The organism is Phormidium sp. FACHB-1136 (assembly GCF_014697375.1).
Lineage (GTDB): Bacteria > Cyanobacteriota > Cyanobacteriia > Phormidesmidales > Phormidesmidaceae > Nodosilinea.
Genome location: NZ_JACJRS010000001.1, coordinates 187,607 through 200,766 on the forward strand (window position 1 = coordinate 187,607; position 13,160 = coordinate 200,766).

Below are 13,160 nucleotides of genomic sequence, written 5' to 3' on the forward strand. Positions count from 1 at the left end.
CTAACCCCTTCTGGCCTCTGTTTTGCCTATCTTTTGCGACTACCCCCCAGGTTACAGAACGTAACCAATGGCTTGTTTTCGTTCCCCAATAGCGGTTTAGTTTTAGATATCTTTACGTTTCTGTCGCTGCCGGATCTGGCACCTCACACCCATGTTCCCCACCCATCGTCCCCGTCGTCTGCGTCAGCATCCTCAACTTCGCCGCATGGTGCAAGAGAATATCGTCACCCAGGCGGATTTGATCTATCCGCTGTTTGCGGTGCCGGGGGAAAGCGTGGCCAAGGAAGTCTCGTCCATGCCGGGGGTCTACCAACTTTCGGTGGATAAGATCGTCGAAGAAGCCAAGGAAGTCTACGATTTGGGCATTCCCGCCATTATTTTGTTTGGCATTCCCACCGATAAAGATACCGACGCCACCGGGGCTTGGCACGATTGCGGCATTGTGCAAAGGGCCACCACAGCGGTGAAAGAAGCCGTCCCCGACCTGCTGGTCATTGTAGACACCTGCCTGTGCGAATACACCTCCCACGGCCATTGCGGCTATTTGGAAGTGGGCGACCTCAGCGGACGGGTGCTGAACGATCCCACCCTGGAACTGCTGAAGAAAACCGCTGTATCCCAGGCCCAGGCGGGCGCGGATATCATTGCCCCCTCCGGCATGATGGATGGCTTTGTGCAGGCCATTCGCAGCGGTCTGGATGAGGCGGGCTTCAGCGATACCCCGATTCTCTCCTACGCCGCCAAGTATGCCTCCGCCTACTATGGGCCGTTTCGGGATGCCGCCGAGAGTGCGCCCCAGTTTGGCGACCGCCGCACCTACCAGATGGATCCCGCCAACGGCACCGAAGCCCTGAAGGAAATTGAGCTCGACATGGCCGAAGGGGCCGACATGCTGATGGTGAAGCCCGCCCTGGCCTACATGGACATCATCTGGCGGGTGAAGGAAGCCACCAACCTACCCGTCGCCGCCTACAACGTGTCTGGCGAATATTCCATGGTGAAAGCCGCCGCCCTCAAGGGTTGGGTAGACGAGCAAAAGATCGTGATGGAAACCATGACCAGCTTCAAGCGCTCCGGGGCGGATCTCATCCTCACCTACCACGCCAAGGATGTAGCCCGCTGGTTGGCCTAGGATGGTTTTGGCCTTTCCAACCCTCCATCCATGCCCCTGATTCTCACTAACGACGACGGTATTGATGCCCCCGGTATTCAAGCCCTGCGCGATGCCCTGGCCGATCAGCCGACTTGGGTGGTTGCGCCGGATCAGCACCTCTCCGGCTGTAGCCACCAGATGAACCGGGGTGGGCCGATTGCCATTCACCCCCGCGACGACCGCGCCTTTGCCATTGGGGGCACCCCCGCCGACTGTACCCGTGTGGCCTTGGGGCACCTGTGTCCTGAGGCCACCTGGGTTTTGTCAGGCATCAATGCCGGAGGCAACATGGGGGCAGATTTATATGTGTCGGGCACCGTCGCCGCTGTGCGAGAAGCGGCCCTGCTGAGGGTTCCCGGCATCGCCATTTCCCACTACATCCACAATCGCCAGCCCATCAACTGGGGCTTGGCCAGCCAGTTGGCGACAAAGGTAATCCGTACCCTGATGGCGGAACCTCTCTCACCGGGCTGCTTTTGGAATGTGAATTTGCCCCACCTCCAGACCCAGGATCCAGAACCGGAGATGATCTTCTGCACCCCCTGCACCCAGCCCTTGCCCACGGAATTTAAAGTCGAAAACAACGAATTTCACTACACGGGCCAATACGGCAACCGCCGCTACGACCCAGATTCCGACGTGGCGGTTTGCTTTAGCGGCCACATAGCCGTTACGAAAATTTGCCTCTGGTAACGTATCCGGGTTTTCCAGGCGTTGCGCCCGTCGCTAGGTCTATCCTGCGCGATGGAGATCACCTTCGTTTCCTTGATCCATCTATTTTGTTCATACAGACCATGAATAGTAGTTTTTGTAATTATTGCTACAGAAAATTAGGCTATATACAGAATGAGCAGGAACTATACCATGAAAGTACATACAGCCTATTGGCCAGCATTTTCCTTGGAGCAAGGTCTGTCTGCATCCCCTGAAACGGACTGGGCTCAACGCCTGCACCGAGTTTGGCAGAGTGTATTGGCCCATTTCAATGCGTCGGACGAGCCACGGGTATGGCCTAGCCACGACCCTGCCGGAACCCCTGCCTGGAATGCCTACGATCCGATCACGGGTCAGTCGGTTCATCTCGTCTCTGAGGCCGAACTGAGAACCTGGCTAGAGGAACTCCACTATCAAGATCAGCGCCTTGCCGAAGCACGTCAAGCCGATCTCAAACTGCTGTGGGGCCACTAGGGGCAAAACCAAGGGCAAAACCTGGGAATATGGCTAAGCGCTGTCCTATCTCCTTTTTCCCATGGCTGATCGCAACCAAGCCGCCTACGCTAGGCCCAGCCTCGTTCGTTACTATGGCCAGCTTCATCAACTTCAACCCGCTGAGCAAGGCATTTTAGAGCGGCTGAAGGATCACTTGCCCGCCATGGCCATGCTGGATATTGGCGTAGGCGGCGGGCGCACTACCCAGCATTTTTGGCCTAGGGTCGGCGACTATACGGGCATTGACTATTCGGCGGAGATGATTGCCGCCTGTCGTGCCCGGTTGGGCTGTTCTGGTTCTACCCTGGCGGGATCTGATTTAGCCGCACCGCCCTCAGCGAGGGCGGGCTTAAAAGCGCCTAACCTGGCGGTCATGGATGCGAGGGATCTCTCAGCCTTTACCGACCACAGTTTTGACCTGATCTGGTTCAGCTTTAATGGCCTGGATTACGTTTCCCATGCCGACCGTCTGCAAGTGTTGCGAGAAGTGCATCGGGTTGGCAAGCCGGGAGCCTACTTTGTGTTTTCGAGCCATAACCTGCGGGGCATAGCTCAAGCGTTTGACTATCGCCTGCACCTCAGTTTCAACCCACTCAGCGCCTATGTGGATTTGGTGATGTGGGGCTTGCTGCGGTGGTTTAACCGGGGGATTCAGATGAGCGACTTGGCCCAATCCGACCACCTGATTCTGCGGGACGAGTCCCATAATTTTGCCCTCCAAACCTACTACATCCATCCTGCTGCCCAGGTGGAGCAGTTGGCCTTTGGGTTTCGCCCCATTGAGGTCTATCCCTGGACGCAGAGACATCCTGTGAAGAGCCTGGAGGATCCTGCCCTCGCATCGCCGCTGTGGCTGTACTACCTCTGCCAGGTGCTCTAGTGCCCCATCCAGACGGATTTGGCCATGCTGGGGTTGTGTCCCCAACTGGGCTACCTGGTTCATCGTCCAATCCAGCCGGATATGGCCATGCTGCACCGACGCTTTCTGCTCCATCGATTAAAATTCTCCGGGAGTGATGCCGCTAGTGCCATGTGCCAACTCCTAGGAATGAACTGCAACGTGCCAACGGATATTTGCTTCTCCTTTGAGGGCTTTTGCGCCAGGGGTGGCAAAACCGACGATCACAAGGACGGCTGGGGCATCGCCTTTTTTGAGGGGCTGGGCTGTCGGGTGTTTTTAGACGACAACCCCTCCAGCACCTCCCCCATCGCGACCCTCGTGCGGCAGTATCCGATCAAGTCCACGAATGTGATCGCCCACATCCGCAAGGCCACGGTGGGCCCCGTGGGGCTAGAAAATTGCCACCCCTTCAAGCGAGAACTGTGGGGTCGCTACTGGGTCTTTGCCCACAATGGCGACGTGCCCACCTTGGCCGAAGCCCCTGGCCTACATCGCCCCGTCGGCCAAACCGACAGCGAACGGGCCTTTTGCCAAATTCTCAACACCCTGCGCCAGCGGTTCCCCCAGGGCAAGCCCCCCATCGCCGATCTCTACGCGGCCCTGCAAGCCATCACCGCCGCCATCGCCCAGCACGGCATTTTCAACTACCTACTCTCCGATGGCGAACACTTCTTTGCCCACTGCTCCACGAAGCTTTGCTACATCGTGCGGCAGGCTCCCTTCACGGCGGCTCATCTGATTGATGAGGATCTCACCGTAGATTTTCAAGAACTCACTACCCCCAACGACCGAGTTGCCGTAATTGCGACGACAAGCCTGACGGACAACGAACAGTGGACACCCATTCACCCCGGTGAACTTTTGGTTTTTCAGAATGGTGCGCCGATTGCCCCCTTGGATCTTCAGAGGTTGTGAACCCATTGCCAACCATTCACCTGCGCCCCGCAACCCTTGAGGACTGTGCCGTGATAGCCGCCCTGCTGGATGACTTGGGCTATCCCGTTGATCTGGACTTTCTCGCCCGCCGCCTTCAGCGCCAGCTTAGCCACGACGATGCTGCGTTGCTTGTAGCCGTGGTTGAGAATGCCGTGGTGGGGATGATATCTCTGCACTTCATCCCGCAACTTGCCCTGCCAGGAGATTTTTGCCGCATTAGCTATCTCTGCGTTAGCCCTAACGCCAGAGGCCAAGGCATTGGCACCGCTCTAGAATTACGCGCCTACCAAATGGCCCAAGAACGGGGATGTGATCGCATGGAAGTCCATAGCCACAGCCGACGCCTGCCAGCCCATCGGTTCTATGCCCGCCAAGGATATACCGAATCGCCCAAATACTGGGTAAAGCGCGTGACCTGGGAATAGGGTTGCATGGCTACGCGACGAACAAAGCTAGGACTGCTTTGCGTTGGCCCGATCTCCGCCTTGGCGCTGCCCAGAGTGGGTGGGGCAGAGGGGCTAGGAGAGCGAAACGGTCTCGATTAGGGGGCAAATATCGCCCTCGGTGGCTTTGGGGGGATGGCTGGCCCATTGATCGCGGTACTGTTCGAGTTCTGCCTTAAAGGTCGTCATTTGCTGAATTTGGGCCTCTAGATGGTCGATTTTTTGTTGCAAGAGGGACTGCACCACGTTGCAGGGGGTGTGGCCCTGCTGATGAACCGTCAGGACTTCTTTAACATCTTCCAGGGAAAAGCCGAGAGCCTGGGCTTTTTTGATGAACTCCACCTGCTGCACCGTGGCGGGGGCGTAGTATCGATAGCCATTTTGGCCGCGCTGGGAGGTAATCAGCCCTAGGCTTTCGTAGTAGCGCAGGGCACCGACGGCCACCCCCGTCTGGCCCGACACTTCGCCAATTTTGAGGTGCGTGGTGGTGATCATCATGGACTTCTCCTAACGGCCAACGGTGGAACGACGGCGAGCCTGGGGTAAGCCCACGGAGGGAGAGTTTCCCTCGACAGGGCATCGCTCTAGCCTGGGCGGCAGATCGACCCAACCCAAGGCTGGGGGTTCATTATAGCGACCGAAACCGAAAGCTGTGGGGGGTGCAACCCCTCAGTGGGGCTACACCCTCAGCTAGGATACCGTCGTGACCCACCATGGGTGATCTGTCCCTAGGTGGCAAACAGCGGGCATGGCCAAGGGTTTAGGTCGCTTCCCGAAAAATCACCAGGGCATCGCGCAGACGGGTATAGGTGCGGTAGCGGTGATAGATATCGCGGTTGGAAAAGAAAAAGAGCGAGACGGCTTCCCACAGAAATACCCAGCCACCGATAAACAGCCCTTCGGTGAGCACGATGGTAATGGCGTAGGCTTCGGCGGGGATGGATAGCGCCTGGGCGGCCCAGAGGGTGCCCAGCCCCATCAGGACATAGCGCAGGGTGAGTAGGTTAATGGTTTTGATTTCCTTGCGGAGGACATAGAGCTTGAAGTTAAAGCTATTTCGCAGCCCCACCCGCACCTCTTGCTCGATGGCTTCGTTCCGTTTTTCCGCAGGTAAATTGAAAATCAGCTCTACGGGGTAGCGAAAGGAAATTTCGTCGGAACTGCCTTCTAGGTAAATCTGAAGATCAGGATCGAGTTCGCGGCGCTTAAAGGGGGCCGGATCCCACTCATTAAAAATGTCGCCATAGTCATCCAGGGCCGCTTCGATCATGTAGGCATCGGTGGTTTGGTCAATGCTGTAGATGGTGTTGAAGAACGGATCTTGGCGTTTCATGGGGAGTGGGGAGTGGAGAGTGGGGAGTAGGAAGTGGAGAGTCGGGAGTCGGGAGTCGGGAGTGGGGGCTAGAGGGTAGGGGTTAGGATTGGCTGGGATTGTCTTCAAAGCGGTAGCCTACTCCGGTCACGGTTTTAACGTGGGTGGGTTGGGAGGAATCGGGCTCGATTTTTTTGCGCAGGCGGGCAATGTGGGTATCGACCACGCGCTCGTCACCAAAGAAGTCTTCTCCCCAGAGTTTTTCAATCAGGTGTTGGCGGCTCCAGACGCGGCCTGGGTAGCTCATAAAGGTGGCCAGCAGGTCAAATTCTAGGGGGGTGAGATCCAGCGCTTCGGGGGAGCCACCGGGGGTTTGGCGCTGGGCGACTCGTTGGGTGAGATCGACGATGAAGTGGGCGGTTTGGTAGGTTTGGGCGGTGGCATCGGCCCCGTGGCGAAGACTGCGCCGCAACAAGGCTCGCACCCTGGCCACCAGTTCCCTAGGGCTGAAGGGCTTCACCATATAGTCATCGGCTCCGGTGGAGAGGCCAATGATACGATCCAGTTCCTCGCCCCTGGCGGTCAGCATGAGAATGTAGGGATCCTTTTCCCCTGGCCCTTGGCGAATGCGGGCGCACACCTCTAGGCCATCCAGCTTGGGAATCATCACATCCAAAATCACGAGATCCGGCTGGAGGGTTTGCTGATAGCGCAGCGCCGTTTCGCCATCGTCGCAAACTTCGCAGGTAAAGCCTTCCTTTTCTAGGTAGAGCCGAATGAGGCGGGCAATATCCGCCTCATCCTCAACGATTAAAATCAACATTCCGTCACCCCTCAGCCTGAATTGCTGCCGTGATCGCCGCTTTGACCTGAATTGATTGTCCCAGAATGGTGACCTTGCACTAGCATACTCAGAAGACTGATGCCGTCAATGGGGCCACGCGATGACTGGAAACCGCTTCCTTAGACTTCCTTCCTTTGGGATCGGTTTGTTCGTTAACCCTTTGTACCTTTGGTGATGCTATGGTCTCCACCCCGATTTCCAACCTTGCCAGTTTGGCCAGCCTCAACCAGGCGATGGCTATCCAATTAGGCACCAGCCCACTCCACCCAGGGCTCACGGTGAACGGCCTGGAACATCAGGGACGGCTGCTGGTGATCGGCCAACATCGTGCCCCAGCCGTGAAAGACCCCGCAACCCTCTTCAAGGCATTGGAAAAGCATCTCTACGCCGCCCTCGCCACCACCAGCCTGGAGGGATCCCCCTGGGAAGATCAGCCCCTCATCCCCGTGCGGATCTACCTCAAGCTCAAGGCCGCGAACCGTCCCTACGCCATGCACACCTTCACCTGGCGATTGGCCGATACCGCTGCCATGCTGTTCCCGGCCACGTCGGAAGGATTGGCCGCATCGGCAGAATCTGAAACATTGGATGCCGATGATTCTGATCCATCTGATCCCCAGGAACGCCCGCCCGCCCAAGACATCGCGTTGTCCCAAGAAAGCCCGTCGCCCCAGGATCTTGCGCACGGTTGCCCCCCCAGTCTTTCTAACCCAGCTATCGCAGAGGAGAGCCCAGAACCCGCCGCCGAAACGCCTGATTCCTTGGCCCTGGCACTGTGGGGAGATCCGGATGCGCCGAAGCCACCCCCTGAGCCTGAACCAAGCCCTTGGGATCCCCTCAACCAATGGCTACGAGACTATTGGAGCTATGGCGTGGCGGGGCTGATTTTGGTGGGCAGTGGGTTGTTTGCGGTGGCCCTCACTCGACCCTGTGTGGTGGGGCGGTGTGAGCGTATCGAGCAAGCCCAGACCCACTACGAAAAGGCCGAAACCACCCTGGCTATCGATCCCAATGTCGCAGACTTGGAGACGGCCCAGGCCCATCTCCAGAACGCCATCAACCGCCTAGCCCCGATTCCCTCTTGGTCGGGAGCCCACGGATCAGCCCAGGCGGATCTCCAGCGCTATCGTCAGGAAATCCAAGCGGTGCGGGCCATCCTTCAAGCCCAGGCTACGGCGGCACGGGCAGCGGATTTGAGCCAAAATCCACCCCACACCGTGGAGCGCTGGGTGAATATTCATCTGCTGTGGCAGCAGGCCATTCATCAACTGGAAACCGTGCCAGAGGCTAGCCCTGCCTACGACTATGCCCAGAAAAAGCGGAGCGAATATCGCGCCAACCACAGCGCCATTGGTCGCCGCATTGTGGCCGAAGAGGAGGCCGAGGCCAATTTTAATACCGCCATTCAGACCGGACTGTTGGCGCAGCAACGCATGGAAACCGCCAATTCCCTGGCGGGCTGGCAACTGGCGACGAAGGAATGGCAAGCGGCGATTAAGGGGCTGTCCCTGATTCCCCAGGGCACCCTTATCTATGACCAAGCCCAGGCCCAAATGCAGGAGTATCAACAACACCTACACCGCACCACCAACCAAAGCCACCTGGAAAGTGTGAGCGCCCACAACTACGACCAGGCCATTCGGGCGGCAAGGGCGGCGGCGGCCTACGAGGCCAAGGGGCAGTGGTCTTTGGCGGTGAACCACTGGCAGCGGGCGGTGGCCAGTGCCCAGCAAATCCCGGCGGGCACCATCCTGGTAGAAGAGGGGGCATTACTGCTGGAAACCTACGAACCCGCCCTACTCAATGCCCAAAGTCGGCTACGCAGTGCCGTGGCCATCCAAACCCTGACCACGACCCTCGGTAGCCTTTGCTCTGAGGCCAATGGATCCTGCACCGTGCGCGAAGATCCCACCCAGGTGCAAGTTACCCTGGCCAACCAGTATGCGGAACCCCTGCGACGAGCCCTGACGCCCCCCACCGCCGATGGCACGGTGACCTTTACCCAAGAACTCAGCAGCCAAACCCAATCGTTGATTGAACAAGTAGTAACCCTGAGCCACCAAGTTAACCGCCAAGTGGCCATCTACGACAGCTATGGCAGCTTTGTGGCCCGCTATCGGCCCGATTTAGGCGGGTTTGTCAGAAATTAAGCGGGGGAATTCAGTCGGTTTGAAGAGGGATTAAGGGGGATCTCCTAGGCTCTGAAGGATCTATAACATTCCCAAAACGCCCTGCCAGGTGGTGACCACAAACACCACAAAGGCAATGAGCGCCAGAATGCCCTGAAGTACATTACCTACCAGGGTACCGACCACAATGGCCAGCCCCACCTTGCCAGACTGGGTCATCCGCTGCCCCAGTTTCAGGTCGCGACGGTGGAGAAATTCGCCAATGAAGGCTCCAATAACCGTGCCCAGCAGCAGCCCCAACAGTGGAATACCTGTGGGCAGAAAGGGGAGTAGGCCAAAGAGCCCTAAAAACATCCCGATAAAAGCCCCCACTTGGCCCCAGGTGCTCGCCCCTACCCGCTGTGCCCCCAACACTCCAGCTAGGTAGTCGATCAACACACTGAGCACCGTGGCAACGATGGTGACCCCCAGTGCCCACTTGAGGCTGCTAAACCCAACCACGAAGCCCCATAGGATTACCGACCCCAACACCAGGCTAATTCCCGGCAGGGCTGGCACAACGGCCCCAATTACCCCAACCAGCATGACGAGCAGCAGGAGGCTGTAGAGAATCGGTTGCCAGACCGGAGCCCCCGCCGCCATGACCTGAGCCACCTCGGAGATCCTCGGTGTGCCGACTGTTACGCCCACAGATGCGCCAATTGACAGGGGAAGCAGGAAAATATCGGAGTGCATGGCAGGGGCGGGCATCCTAAGCCAGTTAGGGGCGTCTACCTGTAAATGTACACCATGACTCAAGCACCTTCTCGCGGGCCTAAGGTATCCACCACATCGCTACTTTTGCGGCCCAAAGATAGCCAATCTCAGGCTGGGTTTACCCTGATCGAAAGCCTGATTGTCGCCACCATCATCGCGATCATGGCGGCGATTGCCCTCCCCAGTTGGCTGGGTTTCCTCGATCAACGGCGCGTTAATATGACCCAAGACATGGTCTACCAAGCCCTGCGCAGCACCCAACAGGACGCCTCCCAAAACCTACAAAGTCAGCAGTTTAGCCTGCGCGAACGGAACAACCGAATTGAGTGGGCCAGCCATCCGGCCTCGGTGTCGGCTATCCAGGCTTCCCATTGGACACCCCTGATCGAAGGCGTTCGCCTCGCCAGTGAAGACAATACGCTACCTAAAAAAGCGGGCCTACACTATGCCACGTTCGACCATAGGGGCAACACCACCTCCCTGGGGCGAGTTACCATTGTTGGCTCTGGTGGGCGCACCAGTCACCGCTGTGTCGTCGTGTCTACCCTACTGGGGGCCATGCGTCGGGGGCAGGGGCAAACCAAGCCTAACAGCGATGGACGTTATTGCTATTGAGGCACACAGTCTACGGCTTAAATCGTAAATTTTTCCCATGGATGACCCGATCTAGGGGTGCCCAATGGTTTGCCAGCCTTCGGCGAGGGTTTGATCGTAGAGGGCTTCGAGGGCAGGGTTCACACCTCGGCATCCGGCGACGACGTTCTCCGTCCAAGCGAGGTATTCCTGGCGGCGTTCTAGGGGCCAGTCTTTGGGGGGGGAGGTGATGACATCCTGCACGTTGGAAATCTTGTCGGCCAGTTTAATTTGGCGGGCATGGTGAGACAGGTGGGGGGCGTGTTCGATTTGTAAGCGCTTGCGATCTGCCTTGGGCAGGCTTTTGTCGTCGGTCACCTCCTGCACGACTTGGCGCACCGCTGGGCCAAAGGCGGCCTCTAGCTCTTCGGGGGTGGTTTGGGTGTCTTCTAGGGTGTCGTGGAGGATGCCGCCCATTAGGGTAATGGGGTCGGTCACGGATCCGGGGTTGGCCAGCAGGTTGGCCACGGTAATCAGGTGATTCACGTAGGGAGATTGGGCTTCGTCTTTGCGGCGTTGGTTGCGGTGCTTGTGGGCGGCGAACTGAAGCGCTTGGAGCACTAGGGCGGTAGTAGAGTCAGTGGGCATGGTGGCAGCGGGTAACGGCAGCAGCATACCCGTATCATACTGACTCGTCCACGGACACTTCCTCTGGGTTTGTCCAATATCCGCCGTGATGATTGATAGGGCTGGTTGATCCTCGGTATCAGCAGGCGAGGAGACCTCGCTCCTACGGTTTGTCGGCCTGGGAATCGGGGTGTTCTGATTCGGATTGGGTTCGGGTTGGGTATTGGGGGCGCTTTAGCGTTCCGGGAGGAAATGAGCCCAGGGGTGGGGCGTATACTACAACCATCACCCCCTGGGGCAGGTGCATGGGCAAACTGCATCGAACGGGTGGGAGAAGACGTGGGAGAATAAACAGCCTGTGCAAAGTGGTAAGAACGGTATGACGGCGTCAACGCCCTATTCTTCTGAGGCAATTCAGTCAGCGATGCAGATGGGGGAATTGGTTTTTGAACTCCCCGATCCCAACGATGATCGCATCTCAGACTACGAGTTTAATCAGCAGGTAGAGGCGGCATGGCAGGTGTGCGACCGATTTGACCTGCAAACGGATATTTGGCGGGGCCGCATTTTGCGGGCCGTGCGCGACCGGGAAAAGCGGGGGGGCGATGGCCGAGGCACGGGCTTTCTCAACTGGTTGAAGGAGCGAGAAATTACCAAAAGCTACGCCTACAACCTGATTGAACTGGCGGAGAGCGCCGATCATCTGCTGGAATCGGGGATGCTCACGCCCAAGGAGGTGAACCAGTTCAGCAAACGGGCCTTTGTGGAAACCGCCAAGGCCGCCCCAGAGGTACAGCAATTAGTGAGCGACTCGGCCCGCAAGGGGGATCACATCACCCGCCGGGAGGTGCGCCAGGTCGCGAACGAATGGGCCGCCATGACCTCCGATCTCATCCCCGAAACCCTGCGAGAGAAAGCCGCTAACAACACCATCCCCAGCCGCTACATTGCCCCCCTGGTGAAGGAGATGGAGAAGCTGCCACCCACCCACCAAACCACCCTCAAAACCGAGGTAGAACTCAATCCCGACCTCGACACCCTGAAGCAGGTCACCGCCGAGGCGCGGTATTTGTCGAAGTATTTGGCGTCGGCTAATCAGGTGCAGCTTCTCGAAACCGACGATTTTGACCTAGAACTCGCCCTAGAGGAAGCCCTGCGGGTGGGCTGTCTCAACTCCGCCGCCGACATGGTGGCCCAGGCCGCCCAAATTGAGCAAACCGCCGCCAAGCTCTACACCGCCTGGAAACGGCTCAATCAGCTCTCGGAACGGGTCTATGTGGACAGCGGTGAAAGCACCCCCAACCTGAGAGCCCTACTCACCGCCCTTGGCCCCATCATCAGCGAAACCGTGCAGGTGCGGATTGGGGAGGCCAACAGCGCCACCGCCCAAACCATTCGCTGGCGACTGATCCAGGAAGATTAGTCGTCGTGACCCACCGAGGAGGCTAAAGCCCTTTCTCTCGCAGGCTGGCATCCAGATCAACACCGTCCAACGCCAACACTCTGGTTGCGCTTCTGGGGGTGATGGTAGCTAGAGCCGTGAGATAGGCGTTAGGCAACGGCTTAGTAGGGTTTTGATGTAGAGAATTTCAGTAACATGGTGATCCTAATGCAACCTGTATGGGCACCCTAGAATCAGCACTTTCGGATTAAGATCCATGTCTACTTGGAACAGAATGGATTGGGAAGATATCGCCGATTTAACGGATAGAGCCTTTTGGGGTGTTGGCTTGGGGCAAGACTGGGCACAAATGATGTGGCCTTATTTAGCCAAGGCTGGGCTAACTCGCTACCGAACTGAGATCGAAAGGTGCCAAGTCAAAATTTACGCGATGGCACTGGCTGATTTTTACCATCAATTTTGCTGGGTTGCCTGCCAGGAACCCCAGGACGAGGAGTATTGTGACTGGGCCGAAGCGCTAGAACTATCAGAATTTCGGATCGGTCAAATGATGGGTGATGATCCAGATTTCGAGCCTGATGAGACTCGTGGTTACTCCTTGACTCAAGCGGCGTTGCGTTTCTTGATAAAGGACGCCAGAACTAGACTTATGCCTGTGATGGCGGAGTTCCCAGGAGGGGCGCTTGGCCTAATGCAAACGCTCATGTACTGTAGCCGCGACTATAGCTATGACGATGAGATCCAGTCTCCGCAAGATGTCTTTGTAGACTGGACAGTCATAAGTTCTGGACAGGGGTACTAAGTTACTAAGCTTTGGGAGACCTGAGGGGGCAAGGGGTTAAGCTTAGCGGCGATGAATTTAGGCAAAAGTAGAG

At 57.6% G+C, this 13,160-nt stretch carries 15 protein-coding genes; 10 read left to right on the forward strand and 5 right to left on the reverse strand.

The annotated features are described in order from the left end of the window. Positions 1–151 precede the first annotated feature (151 nt). From hemB to H6G62_RS00945, 6 genes are all read left to right on the forward strand, one after another. Complete coding sequence (gene hemB, locus H6G62_RS00920) at positions 152–1,132, forward strand: porphobilinogen synthase (RefSeq protein WP_190492215.1); 981 nt, start codon at positions 152–154, stop codon at positions 1,130–1,132. A 30-nt stretch (positions 1,133–1,162) separates the two neighbouring features. Further along, positions 1,163–1,846 (forward strand): 5'/3'-nucleotidase SurE, encoded by a 684-nt coding sequence (gene surE / locus H6G62_RS00925; RefSeq protein WP_190492216.1) that lies wholly within the window; start codon positions 1,163–1,165, stop codon positions 1,844–1,846. A 171-nt stretch (positions 1,847–2,017) separates the two neighbouring features. Beyond that, complete coding sequence (locus tag H6G62_RS00930) at positions 2,018–2,341, forward strand: hypothetical protein (protein WP_190492217.1); 324 nt, start codon at positions 2,018–2,020, stop codon at positions 2,339–2,341. A 61-nt stretch (positions 2,342–2,402) separates the two neighbouring features. Further along, positions 2,403–3,242, forward strand: coding sequence for a class I SAM-dependent methyltransferase (locus H6G62_RS00935; RefSeq protein ID WP_190492218.1), 840 nt, complete (start codon positions 2,403–2,405; stop codon positions 3,240–3,242). 150 nt (positions 3,243–3,392) lie between these two features. After that, on the forward strand, positions 3,393–4,178 hold the full coding sequence (locus H6G62_RS00940) for a class II glutamine amidotransferase (protein ID WP_190492244.1): 786 nt from the start codon (positions 3,393–3,395) through the stop codon (positions 4,176–4,178). Next, positions 4,175–4,624 carry a GNAT family N-acetyltransferase gene (locus tag H6G62_RS00945; protein WP_199324646.1) on the forward strand — a complete coding sequence of 150 codons (450 nt, stop codon included), beginning with the start codon at positions 4,175–4,177 and terminating at the stop codon, positions 4,622–4,624. Before H6G62_RS00940 ends, H6G62_RS00945 begins: the two co-directional genes overlap by 4 nt. Positions 4,625–4,717: 93 nt before the next feature. Here the strand turns inward: H6G62_RS00945 and H6G62_RS00950 are convergent, their stop codons facing one another. The 3 genes from H6G62_RS00950 to H6G62_RS00960 all read right to left on the reverse strand — a co-directional run bounded on the left by H6G62_RS00950 (position 4,718) and on the right by H6G62_RS00960 (position 6,777). Then, on the reverse strand, positions 4,718–5,140 hold the full coding sequence (locus H6G62_RS00950; protein WP_242051769.1) for a heavy metal-responsive transcriptional regulator: 423 nt from the start codon (positions 5,138–5,140) through the stop codon (positions 4,718–4,720). A 262-nt stretch (positions 5,141–5,402) separates the two neighbouring features. After that, positions 5,403–5,975 (reverse strand): hypothetical protein, encoded by a 573-nt coding sequence (locus H6G62_RS00955; protein WP_190492219.1) that lies wholly within the window; start codon positions 5,973–5,975, stop codon positions 5,403–5,405. An 82-nt stretch (positions 5,976–6,057) separates the two neighbouring features. Continuing rightward, positions 6,058–6,777: a response regulator transcription factor gene (locus H6G62_RS00960; RefSeq protein WP_190492220.1), complete on the reverse strand. Its 720-nt coding sequence runs from the start codon at positions 6,775–6,777 to the stop codon at positions 6,058–6,060. A gap of 200 nt (positions 6,778–6,977) precedes the next feature. Here H6G62_RS00960 and H6G62_RS00965 point away from each other — a divergent pair, with 200 nt between their 5' ends. Further along, positions 6,978–8,948, forward strand: a complete 1,971-nt coding sequence (locus tag H6G62_RS00965; RefSeq protein ID WP_190492221.1) for a hypothetical protein — start codon at positions 6,978–6,980, stop codon at positions 8,946–8,948. A 60-nt stretch (positions 8,949–9,008) separates the two neighbouring features. On the opposite strand, the gene H6G62_RS00970 is transcribed toward H6G62_RS00965, so the two are convergent. Then, positions 9,009–9,677, reverse strand: a complete 669-nt coding sequence (locus tag H6G62_RS00970) for a DUF456 family protein (protein ID WP_347239262.1) — start codon at positions 9,675–9,677, stop codon at positions 9,009–9,011. 39 nt (positions 9,678–9,716) lie between these two features. Between H6G62_RS00970 and H6G62_RS00975 the strand changes: the two genes are divergently transcribed. Further along, positions 9,717–10,298, forward strand: coding sequence for a prepilin-type N-terminal cleavage/methylation domain-containing protein (locus tag H6G62_RS00975; protein ID WP_190492222.1), 582 nt, complete (start codon positions 9,717–9,719; stop codon positions 10,296–10,298). Between the two features lie 51 nt (positions 10,299–10,349). Here H6G62_RS00975 and H6G62_RS00980 read toward each other — a convergent pair whose 3' ends face one another. Next, complete coding sequence (locus H6G62_RS00980) at positions 10,350–10,931, reverse strand: HD domain-containing protein (protein ID WP_199324647.1); 582 nt, start codon at positions 10,929–10,931, stop codon at positions 10,350–10,352. 331 nt (positions 10,932–11,262) lie between these two features. Between H6G62_RS00980 and H6G62_RS00985 the strand changes: the two genes are divergently transcribed. Together H6G62_RS00985 and H6G62_RS00990 are read left to right on the forward strand one after the other, a co-directional pair. Then, positions 11,263–12,306: a hypothetical protein gene (locus tag H6G62_RS00985; RefSeq protein WP_199324648.1), complete on the forward strand. Its 1,044-nt coding sequence runs from the start codon at positions 11,263–11,265 to the stop codon at positions 12,304–12,306. A gap of 235 nt (positions 12,307–12,541) precedes the next feature. Then, entirely contained in the window at positions 12,542–13,087 is a 546-nt protein-coding gene (locus H6G62_RS00990; RefSeq protein ID WP_190492223.1) for a hypothetical protein, read from the forward strand. Positions 13,088–13,160: the final 73 nt, after the last annotated feature.

What these genes read in the sequence shown, in the direction of transcription:
- H6G62_RS00985 (WP_199324648.1), top strand. Translation starts at nt 11,263, where the DNA reads ATGACGGCGTCAACGCCCTATTCTTCTGAGGCAATTCAGTCAGCGATG.
- H6G62_RS00975 (WP_190492222.1), top strand. Translation starts at nt 9,717, where the DNA reads ATGACTCAAGCACCTTCTCGCGGGCCTAAGGTATCCACCACATCGCTA.
- H6G62_RS00980 (WP_199324647.1), bottom strand. Translation starts at nt 10,931, where the DNA reads ATGCTGCTGCCGTTACCCGCTGCCACCATGCCCACTGACTCTACTACC.
- H6G62_RS00955 (WP_190492219.1), bottom strand. Translation starts at nt 5,975, where the DNA reads ATGAAACGCCAAGATCCGTTCTTCAACACCATCTACAGCATTGACCAA.
- surE (WP_190492216.1), top strand. Translation starts at nt 1,163, where the DNA reads ATGCCCCTGATTCTCACTAACGACGACGGTATTGATGCCCCCGGTATT.
- H6G62_RS00965 (WP_190492221.1), top strand. Translation starts at nt 6,978, where the DNA reads ATGGTCTCCACCCCGATTTCCAACCTTGCCAGTTTGGCCAGCCTCAAC.
- H6G62_RS00970 (WP_347239262.1), bottom strand. Translation starts at nt 9,677, where the DNA reads ATGCCCGCCCCTGCCATGCACTCCGATATTTTCCTGCTTCCCCTGTCA.
- H6G62_RS00990 (WP_190492223.1), top strand. Translation starts at nt 12,542, where the DNA reads ATGTCTACTTGGAACAGAATGGATTGGGAAGATATCGCCGATTTAACG.
- H6G62_RS00940 (WP_190492244.1), top strand. Translation starts at nt 3,393, where the DNA reads ATGTGCCAACTCCTAGGAATGAACTGCAACGTGCCAACGGATATTTGC.
- H6G62_RS00935 (WP_190492218.1), top strand. Translation starts at nt 2,403, where the DNA reads ATGGCTGATCGCAACCAAGCCGCCTACGCTAGGCCCAGCCTCGTTCGT.
- H6G62_RS00950 (WP_242051769.1), bottom strand. Translation starts at nt 5,140, where the DNA reads ATGATGATCACCACCACGCACCTCAAAATTGGCGAAGTGTCGGGCCAG.
- H6G62_RS00930 (WP_190492217.1), top strand. Translation starts at nt 2,018, where the DNA reads ATGAAAGTACATACAGCCTATTGGCCAGCATTTTCCTTGGAGCAAGGT.
- hemB (WP_190492215.1), top strand. Translation starts at nt 152, where the DNA reads ATGTTCCCCACCCATCGTCCCCGTCGTCTGCGTCAGCATCCTCAACTT.
- H6G62_RS00960 (WP_190492220.1), bottom strand. Translation starts at nt 6,777, where the DNA reads ATGTTGATTTTAATCGTTGAGGATGAGGCGGATATTGCCCGCCTCATT.